The following is a 25,842-nucleotide window of genomic DNA, read 5'->3' as shown; positions in this document are numbered from 1 at the left end:
GGTCATGGTTGTTGAAAGAGTTCATGTTGCGTGATGGCGTGCACCAACGATCGAAACCCACACTGCTGCGCAATGACTTGATCGACAATCTGGTCAATCGAGTCGCGATCCGAAAATCCAATTCTGCGTCCGAGTGCATAGGTCGCCAATTGCTCGGTCATCGCATGGACCAACTGCCGCTGATCCTCCAACAACAAGCGTTTGAATTGAGTGATGTCAGTAAACGCTTTGCCGTCTTCGGTTTGCCCCGTGGCGTCGACCGGTTTTCCGATTCGGTATCGGACCCAAGCAAAGGTGTGCGGATCACGTGATTGTTTCGGCCGTGGACCGTCACCCAACGTGCGATAGCGATCACGCCAGCCACCGATCACATCAAAATTTTCCAGTGCAAAACCGGCAGGATCGATCTTGCGATGACAGGTGGCACAGGATTCCGAGTCGCGGTGTTTCGCCAATTGTTCTCGCAGTGTGGTCGCGCCACGAATATCAGGCTCGACCGCCGACACACTCGACGGCGGTGGCGGAACCTCTTGGCCCAACAACTTCTTTAACACCCACACTCCACGCAGCACGGGTGATGTGGTGGTGCCGTTTGCGGTGACCTTCAACACGCTTGCCTGAGTGATGACGCCGCCGCGCACGCTATCGGCTGGCAATTCGACGCGGCGCATGGCTTGGCCCTGCACGCCTTCGATCTGGTAATGCTCGGCCAATCGTTGATTGAGAAACGTAAACGTCGAGTCCACAAAATTCAGCAGGCTTAAATCCTCACGCAGCACCGACTGGAAAAACAACTCGGTTTCTTTGACCATCGAGACCCGCAACAATTCATCAAAGTCGGGATACAGGTTCTCATCCGGCGACGTGAAATCGATCTCACGAAGATCCAGCCATTGGCCGACAAAATTATCCGTCAATGCAGCGGCGCGGGGATCGTTCAACATCCGCTCGACCTGTCGGTGCAAGACCGCCGGTTCGGCAATCGTTCCTTGACGAGCGAGCGACAACAATTCGTCGTCAGGCATCGAGGACCATAGAAAATAGCTGAGTCGACTCGCCAGCGCATACGAATCAATCACCTCTTCGGTTTGCGGCTCGGTCGGTTCGTCCAAATACAAAAACTGCGGTGAACACAGGATCCCCTTCAGACCGATTCGCAGTGCATCGTCAAACGAGCGACCATCGGCGAGTGCGGTTTCACAGAGTGACAGGTAAGGCTGCATCTCACCGGTTGCCAGCGGGCGACGCAGCGCACGCGGCATCAGCCGCTGGAAAATCTGTTGGATTTCCGCCAATCCGGCGGTTGCCAGATCGATGTCACCGTACAGTCGACTGCGACTGGGCGGCGGCCAAGCTTCCAGCGGTCCCTCGATCGTGATGTCGCCGATCTCGATGCCGGGCTCCGGATAGGTGTCGGCGTCCTTGCGAGTGTCTTTGGTGCCATAACACTTGGGCTGGAACGTCCCGCCAGGCTCCACCAATCGGTCTTCGAATTCGATCGTCGTCCACTCGTCCGGTGGTACATCAAAGTAGCCGACCAGGTGTTTTTCACGACGACTGACGATGGTGTCACCGCCATAGATCCGCAGCGTGACCGGCGTCGTGCTTTGGATCGCACGTACCTGCAGCGAGACGCGGTAGGTGCCTTGCGGGGCACGCAGGCGAGCGAATTCGACCAGGTTCGTGGGGCAATATCCGGATTGGAAAATCACGAGCCCGCGATCGGTCTGGCGAAACATTTTGCCGATTTGCTTGGCCAGCGCCGGTTTGCCGTCGTGCGTTTTCTGGTCGCGCAAATTGGTTCGATGCACGATTCGCTGGGGCGGTTGGTCCGGCCCCAACACCGCATCAATCGCTGCGTCGGCGGCTCGCAAATAGGCCGCGGCCGCTTCCGGCGAATAGGCTAGTCCGTCGCCGACGTTGTCAAACCCTGCCGCTGAATTGTCGCTAGGCAACAGCGACCGGATGTCCAAATGCGTGATACCAAATAGATCACGCACCGTGTTTTCGTATTCCGAACGATTCAATCGCCGCAACACGACGTCGTTCTGCATTTGATCGGCCCGAATCAGGGTATCCGAGAGCTGGGCAACGAAATTCCGCCGCACCGTGGGATCAATCGGTTGCGAATCAGGCGGCGGCATCTCGGCGGCGGCAACGCGATCATGCACTCGAGTCCAACGTCGCATCGATTCGAGATCCGAGAGCCCCAGCGGATTCGTTTGCTCGGCCAGGTTCTCCAAATCCAGATTGCCAGCGGCTGAATCACCGGAGTGACAGTCCAGGCAATGATCCACCACGAACGATTGCAAATCGTTCCCGATACCCGGTGGCAACGACTCGCCGGCTCGCGATCGGGAAACCCAACCAACGTTGATAACGACCACCAGTAACAGCGTGCCCAATCGGCAGTCGGCGTTTGCAATCATCCAGGCGGGACCGAAACAAGGCGGGGGGAAAGGCGGGAGCATGCGATTGTCGGTGATCGACACCGAAAATGCAACGTTTTAGCTGGCCGCCGCAAAGAACAACGCGATCAATACGATGGCAAGGATCACCACAAACACCACCTTGGGCATCGACAGCGGCGACGTGCCGATGACCAGTCGCTGGTTTTGGCCGCAAATCACAACCCGATACAGTTCGTTCCGGTACCGATAGGCCAATACATACGCTGGCAACGAGATCCGGTGCGTGACCAGTTTTCGAACCACCACCGCCACGTTGACATTTCGAAACACACTGCCCGGTATCGAGTGTTGTTGGACTCGATCCGCCGCCAAACGTTCGATCGCCGACGACACGTACTGTCGAGCTTGTGAGCGGTGCATGTCAAAATGTTCCAACGTGGCGTCCTCGCCGCCACCGATCGGAGTGTCCTGCAGCACACTCAAATCAAATCCACCGCGGATCGCCGACACCTCATGATCACTTAGGCCTCGTGACGCCGAGACCAAAATGTCATCGAAACGGACATCGTTCTGACCGGAATGAGGCGCCCACGACGAACGCCCGGCGCCGGCGTTCGAATCAGCCGTCCAGCTGATCAACGCTTCGGCATCAAACATCCATGCCACCCACCACAGTGGTTTGAGTTCCAATAATTGCGCCGAAGCCGATAAATCAGCGGGACGAAACCAACCGCGTGATCCCAGCCACTCTCGCAAAGTGTCCCGGGCTTGTTCGGGCGTGACGGTGAACGGCAAGTAATGCTCGGTTTGCTCCAGCGGATCCTCGATCGATTCGACCTTGACCGCTTCACCGCAAAACGGGCACATCGGTGCCTGGTGTTTGGGATCATAGCGGACCGCCGCTCCACAACCGGTACAGCGCAAGATCGTGACGGTCACGGTGTGTGGTGCCGCAGCGTCCTTGACCGGCGCAGCCTGACCACAGATCGCACAACGTAAATCCCCCGGTTCCAACGGCGATTCACAGCGCGAACAAACCAGCCCATCGTGCGTGGAGAGATCGGAAACGCTATTCGTCATTGGGATGCCCCTGCCATCAGTAACAGCAATCCGCCGATCAGAATCAAACCGATGACGACCGCGATCGTGACCTTGGTCGCCGACACCGGAACCTTGCCGCCGACCCGCCCGGTTTGGCCGTTGACCAAGATCTGCACCGGCGGCCGATCATCGGCATAGCGAACCGCATACGACCAGACCGGCAACAGTACCAGATCAATCACCTCTTGTGAAAGCTCGACACGGTGCTGCAGATTGCTGTACGAATCGCCTGGCATAAACCGGCTTAACATCGACCTGACTTGTTCAACCGTTTCGTCATGCGCCAATTGAAAACACTCGTGTGGAGATCGCGAGGGTTCTTCGGCCAGCCAACCGGCGATCAACGAATCGGAATACCGCCGCAAGGAACGTAGATCGAACGGCTCAATCGCATCGAGCGCGGTGTTGGTGACCCCTTTGGATGCCGTCACGATCACATCGACGACATAGCAACTGTGGTTGCCGCGCAACGAGCGCCATTCCGTCTTGGTCACGATTCGGGTCCGTGTGACACGTTTGCCGTTGGCATCCGTTGTCGTGTAAGTCTCGGTTTCGGTGTAGTTTTCACCGATGTCAGCGGCATAATCCGTATGAGCAACGGCGCCATAGAGATAGGCCGGCAGATAGACGCCGCGCGTCAATTCAGGCACCGCGGCTTTGAAATCCGAACGGGCAAACATGTGACTACCGGCAATCCATTTCCGCACCGTTTTGGTGGCGTGATCGTGGTCAACGACAAAGCCAACGAGAAACGCCGGATTGGGGCGATCGGTCGACGGTGGCCGACTGACGATCGACGGCGACGCGCAATAGGGACAGAGCGCCGATCGCATGTTTGCCCCCAACACCAATTTCGCGCCACAGGACTGGCAGGTGATCTGCTGCGGCTGGCTGGTCGATTGCGCGAGATCAGTGGGCATTGAATCCATGCATAGCTGTGAAACGAATCCGTCTCCGAACGCCGGAGTGGTTTCCTATTCTAACGTCCGTCGGAGCCCCGCAGAATCGTCCGCGGCAACACAGACGCCACGATTTGTTAGGATGGAACGACTACCTTATCACGCCGCCTCACAGGATCATTCATGGGAATTTTCTCGGGAATCATGGGATCGGCCTCCGAGGCCAACCTGGACAAAGTCGAAAAACAAATCGCTTCGATCATGGTCGACCAGGAATCGATCGAACAAGCCTATCAATTAATCCGCGATTTGATCGTACTGACCAATCGCCGCATCATCGTGATCGATAAACAGGGCGTCACCGGACGCAAGACAGAATACCTGTCCATTCCCTATCGCAGTATCGTTCGCTACTCGATCGAAAGCGCCGGAACATTTGACCTTGATTCCGACTTGAAACTATGGCTTTCCAGCACCCCGGAGCCACTGACGTTCGATTTTCGCAAAAACGATCACGTTGCCGATATCGTTAAAATCATCACCGCGCATACCTGCAGTTGACCGATGATGTTCGGTTTCACCGCGTGTGTGAACACGATCGTTCCAGGGCACAAGAAACGGCCGCATTCACCCAGGACCCGTTGGTATTGGATCGCCGCAATCTGTTTGGGCACATTGGGTTGTCAAAACAATCCGCCGGATCCAGCCGAGCAAACAACGCCAACGCCTGACAATGCGTCTAACACTGCGCCTAACACTGCGGCCCAACCACAGGACGTTCTAATACTACAGGCTGCCGACAGCGAACTGGCGCGCGGTGAGCCCCGGTTGGCGATCGAGTTGCTACAGCAAATTGATTTAACGACTTCGCCCCAGGCTGCCGCTGCGGCACGACGAATGGTCGATCATGCCGCCGCCGCAGGGCGACCGGAATTGATTGAACCAATTCTGCAGACGATGATTCACCGCGCCCCGACGACGGCCTCGTGGCGACATTCCTACTGGAAATGGCTCGACCAACAAGGCCGGCGGCAAGAAGCCAGTCGCCAGGTCGACCGATTGAATCGGATGGGAAAATCCACCACCAACGAATTGTTGTCAATCGTTCGCCGCAATGAGAGCTACCCATTTCCACACTCCGATGTGCTGCCGCCCGGTTTCGACGGGTTCCCCCCTCAAGCGAAAGCGAGGTGGTATCTGGCACGACAACACTATGACCAAGCCCAGCAACAACTCGGCAACGCCGCGGAAATCGCCTCGGCTGGCGGCTGGTCGCTCGACGGATCGGCCGCTGCACTGCTGTTACGAATTCTGTCGGAACAACAAAGTGATTCCTTTGTGGAAATCGAACTCCGGTATCGACCGCACATGACACCGTTCGCCGACTACTGGGCGGCGCTCGGTAAACACTGGATTGATCAATCGCAGTACAAGTCCGCGGCCGGTGCATTGCTGAAGGCGGTTGAAATTGATCCCACCATGCGACTTGCCTTTCAACGACTTTCACGATGCTTTCGTGCACTCGATCGCGGCGACGACGCCGACCAGTTTCGTTATCGCGGATTGCAGATCGCAGAAACGGAAACCATTGCTAGGCGGATCCAAGAAAATGGTCGACTCGACGCGGCCCAAACGGATTTGGCAAAATCGCTGCTGGAACTCGGCCGCCCGTTGGAAATGCTGCAATGGACACGCAGCTTGATCCCCCGCTCTGCCACGCCGCAACTGGCGATGCTGGATCAGCAACGACGTCAGATCATTGCCATGCCCGAAAGCGATTCCATCCCATCCACTACAGCTTTGTTGGGACTTTCCCCAGACGACTTCTTGCTGGAAAACGCCTTGGCGGAACTCGCCGAGAAATCCGCGGTGACCGGACAGAGCGAACCTCAATCCGAACCACTTTCCCCCACAACGTCTCCCAAACTGGTCAACGTCGCGCACCAATACGGTGCTGATTTTCAGTGGTACCATGACCGACAAATCCAACTCGATACGATCCCGTTGTATGAATCGGTCGGTGGCGGCATCGCCGTTTTGGATTATGACCTGGACGGCTGGCCCGATCTGTATTTCGCCCAGGGTGGCGGCCAGCCGCTGCAAACCCCAACGACACGCAGCAGTGAACTGCGCCGCAATCAACAGGCATTCTTCACCGATGTCAGTCGACCGGCCGGCGCGGAAGACTACCAATACTCCAGCGGAATTGCCGCGGGCGACGTCAATCAAGATGGGTTTCCTGATTTGTACCTGGGTGCGATCGGAATGAACCGGCTGTTGATCAACAACGGCGACGGCAGCTTTCGCGACGCGACGCAAACGTTGGCAGATCGGGATCCACGCTTCACATCCTCGGTTGCGATCGCGGATATCGACGGCGATGCGGTGCCCGACCTGTTCGACGTCAACTACATCGAACTGGAGGGTGCCTTTGAGCAACCCCAGCAACGTGCCGATGGTCGTTACGAACTGCCATCACCCTTGCTGTTTTATGCGCAAAGCGACCGCTTTCACCGGGCTGCCGGCGACGGGTCATTTTCCAGCACCGACATCGATTCCGATGTGATTCAACCGGCCAGCGGGCTAGGGATTATCGTCAGCGAGATCGATGGACAGCGCGGCAATGAAATCCTGGTCGGAAATGACCTGCGCGAGAACCACTACTTGCGTTTTCAAAACGGTCACTTCACCGATGCAGCGCACATCAGTGGTGTTGCCAGCGGATCTCATGGATTGGCCAATGGATGCATGGGGATTGCCACGGGCGATTTTGACAACAACGGCACCATGGATCTGCATATCGGAAACTATCGCGGTGAATCCGATAATTTATTCCTGCAAAACCCCAGTGGCACCTTCGTCGATCAAGCGGTGGGCCGGGGATTGGCTGATCTCTCGATCCCCCTGGTCACGTTCGGTAGCAAGGCCTTGGATTTTGACCGCAACGGTTGGCTGGACATCGCGGTGACCAATGGGCATATCTTTGACATGCGATTCATGAACCAGGGCTACAAAATGTCGCCTGGACTGATGCTCTTGGACGGCAGCGGGTTTCGGCGCTCCGACGTCAGCGATTCAAGTGGCTACTGGGACGGCGAATACTTGGGCCGGGCGATGGCAATGACCGATTGGAACCGCGATGGACAAACGGATCTGGTGATCGGACACCTCGACGCCCCAACCGCACTGTTGCAGAACCAGACAGAAACGCCGGGCCGTCATCACTTGATGTTGGAGCTGATTGGTACCGACAGCGAACGCGATGCGATTGGCGCTAAAATCAGTCTGACCGCGGGCGATCTGAAAATCACACAGTGGATCACCGCCGGTGACGGATACTTTTGCAGCGATGAAAGCTACGTGGACATCGCGGTGGTTGGTCACCGGCGTGTCGACCGTCTGGAAATCAATTGGCCCAGCGGGAACACATCCGTGTTTCATGATGTGACTGCCGACGCTCGCTACCTGGTCTTGGAAAATGACCTGGAACTATTCGCACGTTGAAATAAAAACGCCTCGCCCGAACCAGTTTCGGGCGAGGCGTCGTGCGTTGGAATCAATTCGCAGGCGAATTCAACCAGGTGGTCACTGATTCAATGACTCTTGAATCGTCTCGCTGCTAGAACGCGTCCCCAAGGCACCCCACAACCCATAGGGGCTGGCCGATCCAGGCGGGATCGCACTTTGGTTGTTGTTGTTCTGCCGCCAAACGTTTTCGGCCCGCGAATTCCCCGCCTCGACCGAATCGGTCATGAAGATCACGGCGCCATCACCCATCAGAATATGAGCCCCACCTTGATGCTGACTGCTGGGTGGAACGATGGCTTCGCCGCCATGATCGCCGTACGCCAAACAGATTTCTCGGTTGGGCGGTAAGATGGCATTGACCTGCGAGTACTGGGGACGAAAGTCAGCCCAACGGTTTCCACGCTGAGTTGCCGCACCCGGCAAATCGGTCGAGGGCAACCAGAATCGAGGCCGTTCGGGGTCGATTTGGTTATTGTCGACACAGATGCTGGGATTGGCATAAATACCATTGCCCCAGCGACCGCCTTGGTTCCGGGCGCCAACCGAACGGATGTCACGATCACCCAGCGAACTGATCATTTCCGCCATCATGATCGTGTTGGAAAGCCCATCGAGCGTGTCGCGGAACTTCATCGGCTTGCGAGGAACAAACATCCCTCGCATCGATGCGTTGACCTGTTGAATCAACCACGATTCGTCCTGATAGCGCCAGCGACCTTGGCCACCGTTGAACCGAGACACGCCAACGTTTGAACGCGCCACCGCGTCACCGGTGCAGACCGCATAGTTGGACCGGCCAATGGCGGGCAACCCAACTCCAGGATCGCTGGGGCACCGATAGGTCGGAACATCACTGGCCCACGCCGGATAACGGATCGCATAGGGAGCCGGCCCCATCGCAAACCAGGCCTCGCCGTCGGGTTCCACCAGTGGGTTGGAGATTTGATTCCACATCCCCTGTTGTTCCATGAATGGCAAAATACCGACCAAGGCACCCAGTTGATGCCGTGTGAATCCGCCCGGTGCGCCGGCTGTCCCCGGATCGTCAGCGTCATTCCAGTTGTCGTTCGTTTCACTGGTCGCCCCCGTTCCGTGATTGGGAAGCTGTTTGTAGGCCGAATGATAATTGTGAATCGCCAGACCAATGTTTTTAAAATTATTGCTGCAACTCATCCGCCGTGCCGCTTCACGCGCAGCCTGGACCGCAGGCAACAGCAGCCCGACCAGAATGCCGATGATGGCAATCACCACCAGCAGTTCAACGAGCGTGAAACCCGTTCGTTTACGAAACATAAAAAAACTCCGAATTAGTAAGAAACCAAATCAATCGCGCTGGGTTCAAATCGTAGTGGCCTACCGTTCGTCACCACTTTCTTCCCCTTCACCAGCGAGCATCCGCTCATAGGCGGCGATTTCATCCTCATCTGCCGTCACCGGCTGTGGAGGACCACTGGGAGCGCAGCCCGCCGCGACAACAAGCGCAACGACGCAGAAAAATCCGATCCACGGTTTTTGCATGAAAACGTGCTCAATCAGTACGAGTAGAAAAGATTGATGCGCAGCAAGAATCTCCAACCCCAGTGCCGCTGCTAGATCGAAGCAACGATTCGCTGACGAAGGATCGATTTTGAGTCGTAAGATGCTCGGGACGCCCGCAAACAGGGTTGCGAGGCGCAAGCAGGGCTTCTGCGCACACTCAGGACCTATTACGCTATTCTACACGCCCTTACAAGGCACTTTCAACTTAGCGCATGCCTGTCCACCTCGTTTCGCCCCTGACTCAATGCACTCAGAAATGATATTTCGATCCCTGTTTGCGCCCCTTTGCATCGCCCTGGGACTAGTGGGACCGCTGTTGAGCCCGCGCCGAACGCCGGCCGCGTCGCCGCCAAATATTGTGTTCTTTTTGGTCGACGATCTAGGCTATGCCGATGTCGGGGTGAACAATCCCAACACCTTTTACGAAACGCCCCACATCGACCGACTGGCCGCATCGGCAACGAACTTCACCAACGGCTATGCGGCAAACCCGGTTTGTTCCCCGACACGATACAGCATCCAAACCGGACGCTACCCCAGTCGCGTCGATGCCACCAATTTCTTTTCTGGCGAGCGTGCCGGACGTTTTTTGCCGGCGAAACTGATCGATCGCATGCCATTGGCTGAAGTCACGCTGGCCGAGGCCTTGAAGCAACAGGGCTATCACACGATGTTCGCCGGCAAATGGCACTTGGGACCCAGTGAGGAATTCTGGCCGACCAAGCAAGGCTACGACCTGAACTTTGGCGGCTACAGTCGCGGTGGTCCCTATGGAGGCAAAAAGTACTTTTCACCCTACGGCAATCCGCGCTTGCAAGATGGCCCCGATGGCGAACACCTGCCGATTCGTTTGGCCAAAGAAACATCGAACTTCATTCATCAACATCAAGACGAACCGTTCTTTGCCTTCCTGGCTTTCTACAGCGTTCACACTCCACTGCTGGCGCCCCAGGAGTTGATCGACAAGTACACCGAAAAAGCCAAGCGACTCGGCTTGTCGGACCAGCCCGCATTTGCTGAAGAAGAACAGGTTTGGCCGAACGCCAAACAACCTCGACGTGTCCGCACACTGCAAGCCCATGCGACCTATGCCGCGATGGTCGAATCGATGGACCGCGCCGTCGGCAACGTGCTCGATACACTGGACCAGCTCGGTCTAGCCGACAACACCATCGTTTGCCTGACTAGCGACAATGGCGGCCTCTCGACTTCCGAAGGATCACCGACCAGTAACCTGCCGCTGCGTGGCGGCAAGGGCTGGGTGTACGAAGGTGGCATCCGTGAAGCATTCATGATTCGCGCCCCGATGATTGCACAGACCGCCAAGTCATCCGCCGTGCCGGTGGTCAGCACCGATTTTTATCCCACGCTGTTGGATCTGACCGGATCACCGATGTTGCCCGAACAACATCTCGACGGCGTTTCGTTGCGTCCCTTGCTCGAGGGCGACTCGAACCTGGATCGTGATGCAATCTATTGGCACTATCCCCATTACAGCAACCAAGGTGGTTTTCCCGGCGGCGCGATCCGGGTCGGTCCTTGGAAATTGGTCGAGCGTTATGAAGATGGCCAGACGCAACTGTATCACCTGGACGATGACATCGGCGAGACAACGGATCTTGCCAGCGATCATCCCGACCGTGTGTCACAGATGCGCCAACAACTACACGCTTGGTATCAAACCGTTGACGCAAAATTCTTGCGTCCCAAACCCAACGGTCCCGCCGCTTGGCAGCCCCAATAACTGGCTGCCGACAAACTCTTCCCGCTTGATCCTGCCTCCCTTGTAAAGAAAGACACACCGATGCACCCATTTGTTGCGGAATGGATTGGAACACTCCTGCTGGTCTTGTTTGGAAACGGCGTCGTTGCCAATGTGGTGTTGGCGAAAACCAACGGCAATGGTGGTGGCTGGATTGTCATCACCGCAGGTTGGGGCTTGGCCGTCTTTATCGGTGCGTTTTGCGCAGCTGATTTTAGCGGCGCGCATTTGAATCCCGCCGTCACGGTTGCGATGTATTTGGCCGATGAACTTTCGGGGACCATGTCGATCGGCTACATGGCGGCGCAGTTCACCGGCGCATTTTGTGGCGCGATGTTGGTCTATCTGTTTTATCGAGAGCATTTCCACGCCACCGACGAAGCCGATGCGAAACTGAGTTGCTTCTGTACGGCACCCAGCATTCGCAATCTTCCCCAAGCGTTTTTCTGTGAAGCACTGGGGACGTTTGCGCTAGTCCTGCCGGTCTTCCTGATGGTCACACCTAGCTTCATTCAAAACGGTCAACCGAGCGAAACCGATCCGATCCTGGGACTCGGTTCGCTAGGTGTGCTGCCGGTTGGCCTGTTGGTTTTTGGAATCGGATTGTCACTGGGCGGAACGACCGGATACGCGATCAATCCGGCGCGGGATTTTGCACCGCGATTGGTGCATGCCCTGTTCCCGATCCCTGGAAAACGCGACAGTGATTGGGGCTATGCATGGGTGCCCTTCTTTGGACCGATCGTCGGCAGCATCGCCGCAGTCATCACGTATCGATTGATCGCTATTTAAACTCTCCAATTCTCACTCGCTGTTTCTTTCTGAACCATGTCACGTCTGTTCGCCGGTACCCCCTTCGACATCCCGCCTAAGTGTGACGATTGCGGTCAACTCGAATCCGAATGCATTTGCAGTGCGGCTGAAAAAGCCGCCGCTGAAACTCTGCGGGCGCAGCAAGCGGCACGTCTACCACCGGACCAACAAACCGCTCGCATCAGTGTGCAAAAGCGCAAGGGCGGACGCACCGCCACGGTCATCGAAGGCTTGAGCGCGACGGCAAACGACCTGCCCGAACTGCTGGGCCGACTGCAAGCGGCTTGTGGCACCGGCGGGACGACAAAACCGAAACAGGACTTGATCGAACTGCAAGGCGATCATGCCGAACAGGTTCAAACGACTTTGGCGGAAATCGGTTTCCGAACCAAACCGTCACGCCGCTGATCGACTCATCACGGTTCAGCCACGACTTCCCGGAGGACGGGTCGCAGGCCAGCGCAAATCACAGGCAATTGCGTTCTCAGGCTGCTGAAGATCTATGCAACGCCCCCAACCCGAACTCGCAACGCCGATAAAAACGCGCTGCTTGAGTCATCTGGGGAAGCATCTTCCATTTGCCATCAAGGGCATCTAACACCACTTTAGAATCCATCTAAGGACCCACTGAAGTGCTTTGAAACGGCGAAAACGCGTCTTCCACAACACCTGGCCGCTGGCGGAACACCGCTGCGCGGGGTCCCAAAACAGCGTCCGGCACACAAGTTGCTACCTCGGATTTGGTTCAGGGCAGAAAGAGGTCATATGGCGGCGTCTTCTCTTCGACCTGCGACGATTACTACCAGGTAGCACAAGATGGAATTGGACACTCTTAACGACGAGCAAAAAGAATATCTAGCCGGATTCACCGTGGGGGCGGGATTGAGCACCTCCGGCGCCCTTCCGGAAACGTCTGGCGGCGGTTCATCCACCGCCGAAAAAATCCAAGCGACCGGGCCTGACCGATTGCTGATCGAAGCTCAACAGGCCGCAGTCGCCGACGGCGGGTCGCTGGTCAATGAAGAGAAGGCCAAGGCGGAACGCCATCCGCTCGATCGTTGGTCCGAGGTGGTCGACCGAGCCCGCGCCAAAGAGTTTCCGAAAGGCATCGACGTCTTTTTGGCCAAGACGCTGGGCATGTTCTATGTCGCACCAGCCCAAGACAGCTACATGAGTCGGTTGCGATTTCCAGGGGGCGAAATCAGTAGCCATCAACTGGCCGGTGTCGCCGATATCGCAGACGATCTAGCCGGCGGTTACTCGCATGTGACAACTCGTGGCAATCTGCAGCTACGGGAAATCCCCGTCGATGCGCCACCCGAAGTCCTGACGCGTTTGACGGATCTGGGGATCAACATCAAAGGCTCCGGTGGAGACAACCTGCGAAACATCACATCATCGCCCACCGCCGGGTTTGATCCACAGGAATTGTACGATTCCTACGCCCTGGCCCGCGAGATGCATCATTACATTTTGAACCATCGGGAGATGTACCATCTGCCGCGCAAGTTCAATATCTCGTTCGATGGTGGCGGTTTAATCACGACCTTGGCCGACACCAACGACATCGGTTTTGCCGCCGTGCGGATCGATGCCGAACAGGCCACCGACCAGGTTCCCGAGGGAGTCTACTTTCGTGTCCAGTTGGCTGGGATCACCGGCCACCGCCAATTTGCCTCCGATTGCGGCTGGCTGGTTCGCCCCGATCAATGTGTCGAGACCGCCGGGGCAATCGTTCGCGCCTTTGTGATCCACGGGGATCGCACCGATCGCAAAAAGGCCCGATTGAAATACTTGATCGACAAATGGGGCGTCGACAAATTCTTGGTCGCTGTCCGCGAACAATTGCCATTTGAACCGATTGAGTGGCCGCTGGAAAACTGTACGCCAGCCGAAAACCCAATCCCTGGTTCTCACATCGGTTTTCATTCTCAACCCCAAGAAGACAAGTGTTTTGTCGGTGTCGTCGTTCCGGTCGGCAAACTGACGTCGGACCAGATGCGAGCTTTGGCGCGAATGGCCAATCAATATGGCAAAGGAACGCTGCGACTGACCTGCTGGCAAAACGTCTTGATCCCACACATCGACTTGGGCGACGTGGAAACGGTCAAGACGGAATTGCAGGCGGCCGGTCTGGACTGGCAACTCCACAACATCCGTGCCGGACTGGTCGCTTGCACTGGAAACGCCGGTTGCAAGTTCGCGGCTTCGGATACCAAACGCCACGCGATTCAAATCGCCGAACGAGTGGAAAAAGTCGTGGAGCTAGATCAACCGATCAACATCCACCTGACAGGCTGTCACCATTCCTGTGCCCAACACTATATCGGCGACATCGGTTTGATCGCTGCCAAAGTCGAGGTGCCGACCGTTTCGATTGGTGGCACCCAGCCGACACAAACGGACGACGCGGATGACGAAGGCGAAGAAGTCGAGGGCTACCACATTTTGATCGGCGGTGGATTTGGCGAACACCAAGGCATCGGTCGGGAATTTCAAAAAGATGTTCCCGCCGAACAGGCCCCCTTGGTCGTGCAAAAGATCGTTCAAGCCTACATGCAACACCGCAACGAATCCGAACGCTTCATCGATTTCTGCCGACGACATGAAATCGATCAACTCGTCGAACTGTGCCAGTTAAACGAACTGCAACCGGTTTAGTCGAGGCTCGTCAACACACAGGCAAAACTTTAGAGATCCATGGAAACCCAACACGTGACACGCGTCCCCACTATCCCCGCCAATGCGCCTTTCACAACCGGACAACGCGCTTGGCTGAACGGTTTTTTCGCCGGTCTGGTTTCGACCGGGCAAGTCGGTTCCGGTGCGATCGAAACCGGCGGCGGATCGCCAGCGATGATTCCAGCCGGTGCGGCGCTCGGCGCCGCCACTGCTCCGGCCGCACCCGCAGCCGAACAACCGAAAAAAGAGTCCTGGAAAGACGTCCAAAGCGATGATCCGGCCCAGTACCCTTGGCACGACTCCGCCCTCTCCATCGACGATCGGATGAGCGCCGCTGAAGGCAAACCGCTGGAACTGAAGATGATGGCCGCGATGGCCCAACTCAATTGCGGCCAGTGCGACTACCTATGCCGGACCTATGCCAAAGCGATTGAGACCGGTGAAGAAACCGATCTCAAAAAATGCGTGCCCGGTGGCAAAAAAACGGCACGCATGTTGGTGCAACTGCAAAAGGAAGCAACCAAAACCAACGGCCAAGCGGTCGTCGTCAACACGCCGGTTGACACTGCACCCGCCGCCGCCGCGGCGACGAATGGCCAGCCGGTCGCCGCGCCCGCTGCGGTTCCCGGCACTGCGGAGGGCCAACAGATCGCCTACAGCCGCCAAAACCCGTTCCCAGCGCCCGCCGTGCTGGTTGAAAAATTGACAGGCGACGGTTCCGCAAAAGACACTCGTTTGATCTCGATGTCATTGTCCGGAAGTGGACTGCGATACAAAGTCGGTGATGCCTTGGGGGTGTTTCCTAAAAACGGCAAAGACCAAGTCGAAGCGTTGATCAATCTGTTCGGCCACGACGGTTCGGAACCGGTGCGAACCCCTGACGGGATCAGCACGACCTTCCGCGGTGCCCTCAGCGATTGCTGTGATCTAAAAACCGCGTCCGATGCGTTCCTGGAATCCATGATCGGACTGGCCGATTCCAAGCAAACCAAAAAGCTGTTGGAAAAATGCTTGGAGGATGAAGAGGTAGAAGGGCTGCCGCCACAACCGCGGTTGATCGATGTCGTCGCTCGCTTCCGCGACATCAAAATGCCGCTGACCGAAATCATCAAGACACTCGATCCGCTGAAACCACGTTTGTACTCCATCGCATCGTCTCCCTTGGTCGACCCCAATCGAGTCGATTTGGTGGTGGGAGTGGTTCAGTACCAACTCGCCGGCCAACAGCGTCACGGCGTTGCATCAACGTTCTTGGCCAACCGCATGATCGGACACGAACCGGTACCTGTTTTTGTCCAGCCCTGTCACCACTTCGGATTGCCGGAAAACCCCGATACGCCGGTCATCATGGTCGGGCCGGGAACCGGCGTTGCACCATTTCGAGCTTTCTTGCACGAACGCCGCGCCGCTGGTGCAGGCGGCGACAACTGGTTGTTCTTTGGCGACCAACACGCCTCGACCGACTATCTATTGAAAGACGAACTGGGGCAAATGCAATCCGAAGGACTACTGAACCGATTGAGCACGGCATTCTCGCGTGACCAAGAACAACGGATCTACGTCCAAAATCGGATGCTCGAAGAAGGCCAAGAACTGTGGAATTGGTTGCAGCGAGGCGCGCACTTCTATGTCTGTGGCGATGCCGCCCGCATGGCCGGTGACGTCGATCGCGCCCTGCACCAAATCGCCAGTTCGGTCGGTGGATTGTCCGAAGAAGCCGCAGCGGACTACATCAAAGATCTCCGCAAGACCAACCGCTACCAACGCGACGTCTACTAACAGTAGGCCAGGTGAAACCAAGCAGCCAACCGAGAATCCAGAATGGTATCGCTGCAACAGCGGGGACGGCGAAGCATTTGACGAAACATTCGAGTGTCATCGGTCACAGGTCCGTTGTTGGGTCGGCATGCCCGACATCAAAATGGAAGCAAGGCCGATGATTCACTGCACGCGCACTCGAATGGTGCACTTCATTCCCGAGCCATCAGTTGCACCGTTCCAGCCGACAGATCCACTTCCGTGGCACGGGGTCCCACCAATGCAATTTCACGCATCGGCGTCTGGTAAATCACCAAATAGTGGATGCCGTTTGGTGTGTACACGGACTCAAACTCCCAATCCAACTCCCTTTCTTTTAGAAAGCTTTCCGAGAGTGCGATCGCGGTGTCACGTTGAGGGCTCGCCAACTCGTTCAACACGACCAGTACATCCCTGGCAGTGACCACCCCGTCGGCATTCACGTCGGTTTCCCACTGCAGCACGGCCGGATCTGAGCCTCCGTTTAGCCCCAGCTGATTGATCACAATCAACGCGTCGAGTGGGGAAATACGTCCATCCTGGTTGACGTCGGTCGGTATCGGCCAATCGCTGACTTCCGGCGCGGGGAGAAACGGACCGCTAAGGGTGTCGTCTAGATTCTCGAACGAACCCGCGGTCCCATCCATTGCATAGCGTGACTCGAGACGCTCCAGCGAGATTCGACGATGATTTCGGAAACCCTTCAATGTTGATCTCCCTGGATTGCGGATTGTAGAAGGCTCACTGCGATGGCCTCTGGCACGCGCGAGTAGAACACCCCCACCCGGCACGACAACATCAACTCGGCGAATGATGAAGCAGGTGATCGCGATTGAGTCAGTAGCATAATTGACCGCCAAAATCCTGTCAAAAATCCGTCAACCAGAACCATCGAGCGGCGGTGACGGGTTTCGCCGTTCCGGATGCGAATGCAACCCACATCCAGAATGCCTGCGCTGGACTGGCCCAGCGGACGAAGCTGCTTGAAGCCGCGGATTGCAACCGCGGGCGACGGAAAACGCCGCCAAATCGAAGATTGAATCGACCTGTTAGGCCACCCGGTCTTTATACTCAAGTGACTTCCCGCCTTCCGCTTTCCCGCCCCCCCGCGTCGATTTTGAATGTTAAACCGGATGCCAACCGGCCGTCGTTCTGAATTCTGCTACACAGTCTGTGCCGTTTTCCTGTGCGCGATGTTGGCCCTGTCAGCGAATGTGTGTGGCGGCGACACAGCCTCGGGAGAATCGATTGCCAACAGCATCTTGCCAGCACTGCAAACGCACTGCTCAGCATGTCACTCATCCGGCGGCGATGCCGAATCCGATTTGTCGTTGGACCAAATCAGTCACGCCGGATTGGAAAAGGATCCCGATCTGGTGCAGCGTCTGATCGAGGCCTTGGATTTCGAAGCGATGCCGCCCGAAGACCAGCCGCCATTGGAACCCGCACTGCGCCGCCATCTGGTTGAATCGTTGAAGACGATACGGCGGCAATCGATTGGACATCAAAAGTCTTTTCCGCACGCGCCGGTGCGGCGAATGAACCGTTTCCAATACAACAATGCGGTCATCGATCTTTTTGATCTGCGCTGCATCGTGTTCACGTTGCCCGAACGGATGATGCGAGAGCACAACGGTTACTTTCAACCGGCGTCAGGAAAAATGGCTGACGTCGTGACGGTCGGCAGTCGGCCGCTTGGCAAATCGCAAATGATCGAACCTCGACTCGCCGGCGTCGCGGCGTTCCCCCAGGACCTGCGTGCCGAACACGGATTTGACAATCAAGGTGATCATCTTTCGCTCTCGCCGCTGTTGATGGAGTCGTTTTTAAAACTCGGACAGTCGATCACGCAAAGCCCCGATTTCGGACCTCGCAATGTGGGATGCTGGAACGAATTTTTCGCACCGCCGAAGCAATCGGCAGAGTTGGAAGCGGAGATCCATCGCCGACTCGACCCGTTCCTTTCGCGGGCGTTCCGGCAGACGGTCAACAGCAACCAACTCGACCGTTATTCGGATTATGTGCTCCGGCAAATCGAATCCGGGGCTACGTTCACCGACGCCATGAAATCGATTGCTGCCGCTACGATTTCGTCACCGAAATTTTTGTACTTGTATGACCGTGACAGCGACGACGCGTCCGCGCAGCCGATCGATGGCTTTGAGTTGGCCTCGCGATTGTCGTTCTTTTTGTGGGGCAGCTTGCCAGACACCGAACTGCTGCGCTGCGCGGCTGATGGCGAACTGACTGATCCCGATACGTTGCAGCAGCAATTGACGCGGATGTTAGGAGATCGAAAACTAAAACGGTTTTGCGACAGTTTCCCATCTCAGTGGCTGCAATTGGAACGGATCATTTCATCGGTGCCTGATCGCGACCAATACGCAAGTTTCTATTTTGCAAAGTATCGCAACAGCATGCACATGATGTTGGAACCTTTGCTGATTTTCGAAACCGTCTTGATCGAAAACCAGCCGATCACCCAATTGATCGATTCTGATTTCACCTATCGTTCCAATCAATTGCAGGACGCCTATCAATCGCTGGACAATCGACCTGTCGAAAAACAGACCGGGCGATCAGGCGCCGTCGGCCCCATCAAGTTCTATCGCTTCCCGGTCACGGATCGACGCAACGGAGGCGTGATCACCAACGCCGCGGTGATGACGATGACATCCGGGCCAAAGCGAACGCAACCGATCACGCGCGGAGCCTGGATGGCTGGCGTTATCTTCAACAACCCACCCGAACCACCGCCGGCCGACGTCCCCGCATTGGACGAGAAACCGGTGGCTGGTGAAGAACACCTGACGCTGCGTGAGCGTCTATCGCTACACCGCGAGCGATCGGACTGTAAAGGCTGCCATGAACAGATCGATCCGCTGGGGTTCGCTCTGGAAAACTATGATCCGATCGGGGTTTGGCGACAGACGTACGAGAATGGCCGCCAAGTCGACATGTCGGGAACCCTGTTCCGCAAACACGCGTTTCATGACGTCGTCGAGTTCAAGGATGCGATCTTGGCCGAAAAGAATCGCTTCGCACGCGGCTTGGCAGCACACTTACTGTCGTTCGCATTGGCACGTCCCCTGGGGGCAGCCGACCAGATCGCACTGGACAAAATCGTCGACGCCACGGCGGCGGACGACTACCGAATGCAAACGCTGATCCGACAGGTTGCACTTAGCGAACCTTTTCTCAGTAAATCAAACCCATCTATGGCGGGCGAGTGATTGACGATGACAATGACTTCCACACGACGAACGTTCCTGCGTGGAATCGGCGGCGCGACACTGTCGTTGCCGTGGCTGGAAAGCCTGGCCGTTGCCGCCGCGCCGACCACCGTTGCCCAGCGAATGGCGCATTTTTATGTGCCCATCGGAGTCGTCCGACGAGGGTTCTTTCCCGGCGAGTCTGACCATGTGATCCCCAAAGGAAACCTGGGCAATGTGATGAAATCGCTGGGCAAACAAAACCCGTTCTACAGCGTCACTCCGCTGTCAGAATTGACACCAACGATGCAACCGCTGGAAAACCTGAAATCGAAAATCAACTTGATCACCGGGATGGACCGCACGTTCCAGCAAGGCACCGATGTTCATGCCCAATGTGCATCCTGCTATCTAAGCAGTGCGGTGCCGTACACGATCAGCGGTTCGGCATGGCCACTCGATCGAACACTGGATCATTTGGTCGCCGACAAGATCGGTACTACAACGCCGTTCGCCACGTTGGAATTCAGCTGCAACAGTCACCGTGACAACAAAGAATCGATCTACTTTGACAACATTTCCTGGTACGGAACGGGCCACCTGGCTCCATCGATTCGCGACCCACGGAAAATGTACCAGCGTCTGTTCTCGACACAAGAAATCGATCGCTACCGAGACATCACCGACTTGGTTCTGCAGGATGCTGCTGAACTAAAGCGAGATCTTGGCCAGGCGGATCAACACAAATTCGCCGAGTATTTAGAGTCGATCCGCACCATCGAAACCCAGATGGATCGATTGGAAACGATGAAGACGGAACTTTCACACGTCAGTTTTGAAGAACCCCCAGAAGCCTATTTGCCGCGTGGCCAATACATCCGCCTGATGGGCGACTTGATGGTTGTCGCCTTGCAAACCGGACTGACAAACGTGACCACGTTGATGGTCGGTCCCGAACGCTGGGATACACCGTATCAGTTCGAAGGCTTGTTCGACACACCGCGCAGCCACCACCAGATGTCGCACAACCAAACCAAAATGATCGACGACCTGCTGAAGGTTGATCGCTTTCACATGCAACAGTTTGCTTATCTGGTCGAAAAAATGGATCAGATCCAAGAGCCGGACGGCACGACACTGTTGGACAACACGCTGTTTACCTATGGATCGGGATTGGGTGACGGCTCGACTCACCAGTACAACGATCTGCCAATCATTGTCGCCGGCGGCGGACGACGGGTCCGATCGGGCCAGCACATCAACCTGCCAGACGGAACACCGCTGGCCAATCTATGGCTGACCCAAGCGCGGATGATGGGACTGGAAATCGATCGCTTTGCCGACAGCACCGACATTGTCACGCCTTTGATCGCCTAGTTCGAAATGGGGGCAAGACGCGACTTGGCCGTTTGGGAAGTTGCGCTTTTGTCGCGACCCAACCCATCACGAGCTGTTGCGTCAATCTTCGTAGGCAAATTAGCGCGGGAATGGTCACCCGACGCGTGAGCGAGAGATTTAGGGTGTTCGCTGGATCCCTCGCTCACGCGTTTTGAAGTTGCGCTTTTACGGTAACCCGAAGCGTGAGCGAGGGATTTAGGGTGTTAACGGGATCCCTCGCTCACGCTTCGGGTTACCAAAAACCAATGCCCCACGCAAAAACGCAACTTCAAAACTCACGCATCGGGTGACCAAAAACCAATGCCCCACGCAAAAACACCGCTTCAAGATTCACGCGTCTCGCTCACTAAATCAACGGCCCGGTCGGCGAGGGATTTGGCGCGTTGATGGATTGCCTCGCTGGACTTTGAAAAAACCGGCGTCCTGCTGAATCTTTGCAACCTATACTGCAGACAAGCTGTATTGTTGGCGCAACTCGATTCGCGATGAATCCATCATGCCTGGACCACCTGAACCCGCTTCTCATCCACACGCGCCAGATCCCGGCGATCGGATTTCGATGCCCATTTGGCTGTTCTATCCACTCTGGGCCGCCGCCTTGGCCTCGGGCTTTGCGTTTTATCGCAGTGGCGACACCGTCGCTGCGGTGACCGTGATCGGCATTGCGATGTTCGGTTGGAGCGGTTTCAAAATGGGATTGGGTCGGATCGTCGCCACGGTGGTCGCGTTCATCTTGGCAGTGGCGATCGCCCCCTGGATTGGGCTTCGTTATGAAGACCAATTTTCGGCACAGTTCGGCACCACCGGGTTGACCAATCGCTTGTTGTGCATCGGATCCATCGGCCTGATGATCTCCCTCATTGTGACGCTTGTGATCTCGCTTTCCAGCGGAATGGTGTTAGCCAAACGCCGCAAGTTAAACGTCCTGAACAGCTACTGCGGATTCACGATCGGGCTGGTCGAGGGCGGTGCAATTGCCCTGTTGATCTGTGGTGGATTGATGAGTGTCCAGCAGTGGCAACGTGGCGACAACCAAACCCCCAATCGCATTGCCGTGGCAATTGACCATTGGGCCAGCGAGACGCGTCAGAGTGCGTTCGGCCCGATCGCCAAAAAATACAATCCGTTTGAGCGCGTCGAAGCGCTCAAACAAGTCGGCAGCTATCGCGAAACCGTGCGGCAATTGAGCGATCCGGCAAAAATGGAGCAGCTATTGCACCATCCCAAGATTGCCGAATTGCGTGACGATCCTCAGATCCAGTCGGCGATCGAGGAGCTGCAGCAGGATCCAGATTTTAAAGAAATCATCGCACAGGGCAGACCGCTTGACCGCGAATCATTGGTGCGTCTGATGAGCAGCCAAACGGTATTGCGATTGATCGACCAAAAGGATTTCACCGAGCGGGCGCAAAGCGTGCTGCAGGACATCCGCTAGCGAGTTGCCCGGTCGGCGATAACTGTCTAACGTTGCGTCATGCGCTACGTTGAACTTCACTGCAAAAGCAATTTTTCTTTCCTGCACGGGGCCTCACATCCCGATGAACTGGTCCGCCGCGCCGCCGCGCTGGGGTACGGCGGAATTGCGCTCACGGATTCGGAAACGCTGGCCGGTGTGGTGCGTGGATTTGGTGCCGCCCGCGACTTGGATTTCAAATACATCGTCGGTGCGGAAATCCATCCGACCGATGCGCCATCGTTGGTGCTGTGGCCGACCGATCGAGCCGCTTATGGTCGCCTTTGCCAATTGCTTTCTCGCGGCCGCCAGCGAGTCGAGAAGGGCCAATGTGAATTGCACTGGGATGACGTTGCCGAGTTCAGCCAAGGGATGCTGGCCGGTGCCTATGAGTCGTCTGAGCAGGCGATCCCAAAAGCAGATCCGCCTGACAAATTCAATCGGCCCTCGTTAAAGGCCGAATTCTTGCGCGGCCCGTTCCGCGAGCTGTTTCGTGACTCCGGATACCTGCTCGGTTCGCTTCACCAGGGCGTCGACGACCGGGGGCAACTCGCGCGGTTGTGTAACATGGCTGACCAATCCGGTGTGCCGCTGGTCGCCTCGGGTGACGTTTACTACCACACGCCCGAGCGGATGCTGATGCACGATTGTGTGACAGCGATCCGCAACGGAACCACGATCGACCGAGTCCACGAGCAACGGTTTTCCAACAGCCAGCATCATCTGCGCAGTCTGGATGACATCCAACGTTTGTTTGCCACGGTCCCAGACGCGATCGAACGAACGATTGAGATCGCCGACCAATGCCGATTTTGCCTGTCCGAATTGCGGTATGAGTATCCCGAAGAAATCGCGCCGGCGGGGATGTCATTGATCGAACATCTCAAGCGATTGACATGGGAAGGCGCCCAACAGCGATGGCCTGGTGGCGTGCCGCAACGCGTGATTGAGATGTTGCGACACGAGACGCAACTGATCGAAGAACTGCATTACGAAGCCTACTTTCTGACCGTTTGGGACATCGTTCGCTTTGCCCGCAGTCGTGACATTCTGTGCCAAGGTCGCGGCAGTGCGGCCAATTCGGCCGTCTGCTATTGCCTGGGCATCACCAGCGTCGACCCCAGTCAGAACGAATTGTTGTTCGAGCGATTCATCAGCCGCGAACGCAACGAAGCACCTGACATTGACGTCGACTTTGAACACCAGCGGCGTGAAGAGGTCCTGCAATATCTGTATCAAAAGTATGGGCGTGATCGAGCGGGCATGACGGCGACGGTGACATCCTATCGCAGCAAGAGTGCGATTCGCGAAGTCGGCAAAGCGTTGGGATTGTCGGCGGACCTGATCGATTCACTTTCCAAGATCGCCGGCAGCCATCGATCCCAGGAGGGGCTGACCGCCGACATGGGCGAATGCGGGCTGGAGGCGGATTCCGACGTCGGCAAGCGGTTTGAGTATTTGGTCCGCACGCTGGTCGGATTTCCACGGCATTTGTCGCAACACGTCGGCGGGATGGTGATGTCGGCCGAGCGATTGTGCGAACTCTGTCCAATCGAAAACGCCGCGATGGCCGGACGCACGGTGATCCAATGGGACAAAGATGACTTGGACGAATTGGGGATACTCAAGGTCGATGTATTGGCCCTGGGGATGCTGTCGGCGCTGCACCGCTGTTTCGACTTGGTGCGCGAACATCACGGCGACCACTGGAGCCTGTCGACATTGCCGCCGGACGACCGGGCCACCTACGACATGATCTGTCGCGCCGACACGATGGGTGTGTTCCAAATCGAAAGCCGTGCGCAGATGAGCATGCTGCCTCGTTTGAAACCACGCTGCTTTTATGATTTGGTGATCGAGGTTGCGATTGTTCGCCCGGGACCGATTCAGGGTGACATGGTGCACCCGTTTCTGACGGCGCGAGAAAACCCCAACGCGGTGGTCTACCCCAGTCCAGCGATTCGCAGCGTGTTGGAAAAGACGCTGGGTGTGCCGATCTTTCAAGAACAAGCGATGCGTCTGGCCGTGGTTGCCGCCGGGTTCACCCCTGGCGAAGCCGACCAGTTGCGCCGGGCCATGGCCGCCTGGCGACGCCCCGGCGTGATCGATCAATTCCGCGTCAAATTGTTGGACGGCATGAAACAGAACGGGTTGACCGGGAAATTTGCCGAACAGGTCTTCAACCAGATTCGTGGCTTCGGCGATTATGGATTTCCCGAATCGCACGCCGCCAGTTTCGCTCTGCTGGTGTACGCCTCGTGCTATCTGAAGTGTCACTACCCGGCTGCGTTTTGTTGCGCGCTGCTGAATAGCCAGCCACTGGGATTTTATGCCCCCGCACAGTTGATCACCGACGCCAAAACTCATGGCGTTCGCATTCGAGCGGTCGACGTCAATCATAGCGATGTCGAATCGACGCTCGAACCGGACCCGAACCGCAGCGGCCCGGCGGTGCGATTGGGCCTGGGTACGATTCACTCGCTGGCAAACGAATCGGCCCAGCGAATCGTGGCGACACGACAGACCAGCGGCCCGTTTCGCGACATTGCAGACCTCTCGCGGCGCAGCGGCAGCTCCGCCGCAGTCATCGCACTGTTGGCCGACGCCGACGCGCTGTCGAGTGTTGCGGGCGATCGCCGTGCGGCGGTGTGGCAATCGTTGGGGCAAGCGACCCACCCCGGCCAGACGCCGCTGCTGGATGCCGTTGATGACGACGAACCGCTGCCGGACGAATTGGTGCCGATGTCACCGCTGGAGGAAGTCTATGCCGACTACAGTACCACCGGGCTGAGTCTCAAGGCCCACCCGATTTCGTTTGCCCGCCCAGAATTGATTCGGCTGCGCTGTGCGACCGCCGCAGAACTGCCGGACTTGCGTGACGGGCGTCACGTGCGAGTGGCCGGTTTGGTGTTGATGCGACAACGCCCCAGCACGGCCAAGGGGATCACATTTGTGACGATCGAAGATGAAACCGGGCCGATCAATCTGGTGCTATTCCCCAAAGTCTGGGAGCGTTTTTTCAAGGTTGCCAAGACCAGCAATGCTTGGTTGGTCGACGGAAAATTGGAAAACAAGAAAGGCGTGATCCATGTGATCTGTGGGCGAATCACCGATTTGTCGACCCAGGTCCAAGGGCTGACGATTCGCTCCCGAGATTTCCGCTAACACTCGACGAAAAAAAGAACCGTCACCAAATCGCGTCCCATGGTGGCGAATCAGCCGCTGCAAGGCGTTGAATCCTGGCGGG

17 protein-coding genes are annotated in these 25,842 nt (G+C 56.8%); 11 read left to right on the top strand and 6 right to left on the bottom strand.

Annotation, left to right across the window (positions count from 1 at the left end):
* Nucleotides 1-2: 2 nt before the first annotated feature.
* The 3 genes from NHH03_RS24945 to NHH03_RS24935 form a co-directional block, all read right to left on the bottom strand.
* Nucleotides 3-2,429, bottom strand: a complete 2,427-nt coding sequence (locus tag NHH03_RS24945) for a DUF1592 domain-containing protein (RefSeq protein ID WP_253160898.1) — start codon at nucleotides 2,427-2,429, stop codon at nucleotides 3-5.
* Between the two features lie 78 nt (nucleotides 2,430-2,507).
* Nucleotides 2,508-3,491 carry a hypothetical protein gene (locus tag NHH03_RS24940; RefSeq protein WP_253160896.1) on the bottom strand — a complete coding sequence of 328 codons (984 nt, stop codon included), beginning with the start codon at nucleotides 3,489-3,491 and terminating at the stop codon, nucleotides 2,508-2,510.
* Nucleotides 3,488-4,432 carry a hypothetical protein gene (locus NHH03_RS24935; protein WP_253160895.1) on the bottom strand — a complete coding sequence of 315 codons (945 nt, stop codon included), beginning with the start codon at nucleotides 4,430-4,432 and terminating at the stop codon, nucleotides 3,488-3,490. The genes NHH03_RS24940 and NHH03_RS24935 overlap by 4 nt, the downstream gene beginning before the upstream one ends.
* Nucleotides 4,433-4,594: 162 nt before the next feature.
* On the opposite strand from NHH03_RS24935, the gene NHH03_RS24930 reads away from it, so the two are divergent.
* Nucleotides 4,595-4,972 (top strand): PH domain-containing protein, encoded by a 378-nt coding sequence (locus NHH03_RS24930; RefSeq protein ID WP_253160893.1) that lies wholly within the window; start codon nucleotides 4,595-4,597, stop codon nucleotides 4,970-4,972.
* A gap of 3 nt (nucleotides 4,973-4,975) precedes the next feature.
* Nucleotides 4,976-7,915 (top strand): FG-GAP-like repeat-containing protein, encoded by a 2,940-nt coding sequence (locus tag NHH03_RS24925; RefSeq protein WP_253160891.1) that lies wholly within the window; start codon nucleotides 4,976-4,978, stop codon nucleotides 7,913-7,915.
* Between the two features lie 81 nt (nucleotides 7,916-7,996).
* Here the strand turns inward: NHH03_RS24925 and NHH03_RS24920 are convergent, their stop codons facing one another.
* Nucleotides 7,997-9,232, bottom strand: a complete 1,236-nt coding sequence (locus NHH03_RS24920; protein ID WP_253160889.1) for a DUF1559 domain-containing protein — start codon at nucleotides 9,230-9,232, stop codon at nucleotides 7,997-7,999.
* A 60-nt stretch (nucleotides 9,233-9,292) separates the two neighbouring features.
* Complete coding sequence (locus NHH03_RS24915; RefSeq protein ID WP_253160888.1) at nucleotides 9,293-9,514, bottom strand: hypothetical protein; 222 nt, start codon at nucleotides 9,512-9,514, stop codon at nucleotides 9,293-9,295.
* 220 nt (nucleotides 9,515-9,734) lie between these two features.
* Here NHH03_RS24915 and NHH03_RS24910 point away from each other — a divergent pair, with 220 nt between their 5' ends.
* From NHH03_RS24910 to NHH03_RS24890, 5 genes are all read left to right on the top strand, one after another.
* A complete protein-coding gene (locus NHH03_RS24910) occupies nucleotides 9,735-11,222 on the top strand; it encodes a sulfatase (RefSeq protein ID WP_253160886.1) in 1,488 nt (495 codons plus the stop codon).
* 60 nt (nucleotides 11,223-11,282) lie between these two features.
* Entirely contained in the window at nucleotides 11,283-12,032 is a 750-nt protein-coding gene (locus NHH03_RS24905) for an MIP/aquaporin family protein (protein WP_253160885.1), read from the top strand.
* A gap of 36 nt (nucleotides 12,033-12,068) precedes the next feature.
* Nucleotides 12,069-12,461, top strand: a complete 393-nt coding sequence (locus NHH03_RS24900) for a translation initiation factor (RefSeq protein ID WP_253160883.1) — start codon at nucleotides 12,069-12,071, stop codon at nucleotides 12,459-12,461.
* 408 nt (nucleotides 12,462-12,869) lie between these two features.
* Nucleotides 12,870-14,714: a NirA family protein gene (locus tag NHH03_RS24895; RefSeq protein ID WP_253160881.1), complete on the top strand. Its 1,845-nt coding sequence runs from the start codon at nucleotides 12,870-12,872 to the stop codon at nucleotides 14,712-14,714.
* 39 nt (nucleotides 14,715-14,753) lie between these two features.
* On the top strand, nucleotides 14,754-16,514 hold the full coding sequence (locus tag NHH03_RS24890; RefSeq protein ID WP_253160879.1) for a sulfite reductase subunit alpha: 1,761 nt from the start codon (nucleotides 14,754-14,756) through the stop codon (nucleotides 16,512-16,514).
* A gap of 191 nt (nucleotides 16,515-16,705) precedes the next feature.
* On the opposite strand, the gene NHH03_RS24885 is transcribed toward NHH03_RS24890, so the two are convergent.
* The gene (locus tag NHH03_RS24885) at nucleotides 16,706-17,239 is read right to left on the bottom strand and encodes a dockerin type I domain-containing protein (protein WP_253160877.1); all 534 of its coding nucleotides are present in this window, start codon (nucleotides 17,237-17,239) and stop codon (nucleotides 16,706-16,708) included.
* 414 nt (nucleotides 17,240-17,653) lie between these two features.
* Here NHH03_RS24885 and NHH03_RS24880 point away from each other — a divergent pair, with 414 nt between their 5' ends.
* The 4 genes from NHH03_RS24880 (at nucleotide 17,654) to NHH03_RS24865 (ending at nucleotide 25,760) form a co-directional block, all read left to right on the top strand.
* Entirely contained in the window at nucleotides 17,654-19,765 is a 2,112-nt protein-coding gene (locus tag NHH03_RS24880; protein WP_253160875.1) for a DUF1592 domain-containing protein, read from the top strand.
* A gap of 12 nt (nucleotides 19,766-19,777) precedes the next feature.
* On the top strand, nucleotides 19,778-21,121 hold the full coding sequence (locus tag NHH03_RS24875) for a DUF1552 domain-containing protein (protein ID WP_253160873.1): 1,344 nt from the start codon (nucleotides 19,778-19,780) through the stop codon (nucleotides 21,119-21,121).
* A 580-nt stretch (nucleotides 21,122-21,701) separates the two neighbouring features.
* Entirely contained in the window at nucleotides 21,702-22,577 is an 876-nt protein-coding gene (locus tag NHH03_RS24870) for a hypothetical protein (RefSeq protein WP_253160871.1), read from the top strand.
* Between the two features lie 39 nt (nucleotides 22,578-22,616).
* The gene (locus NHH03_RS24865) at nucleotides 22,617-25,760 is read left to right on the top strand and encodes an error-prone DNA polymerase (RefSeq protein ID WP_253160869.1); all 3,144 of its coding nucleotides are present in this window, start codon (nucleotides 22,617-22,619) and stop codon (nucleotides 25,758-25,760) included.
* The last annotated feature ends 82 nt before the right edge of the window (nucleotides 25,761-25,842 follow it).

Source organism: Stieleria tagensis (genome assembly GCF_024129865.1).
Taxonomy (GTDB): Bacteria; Planctomycetota; Planctomycetia; order Pirellulales; family Pirellulaceae; genus Stieleria; species Stieleria tagensis.
Note: the sequence above shows the minus strand (reverse complement) of the source record. Positions and strands in the feature narration are given on the sequence as shown.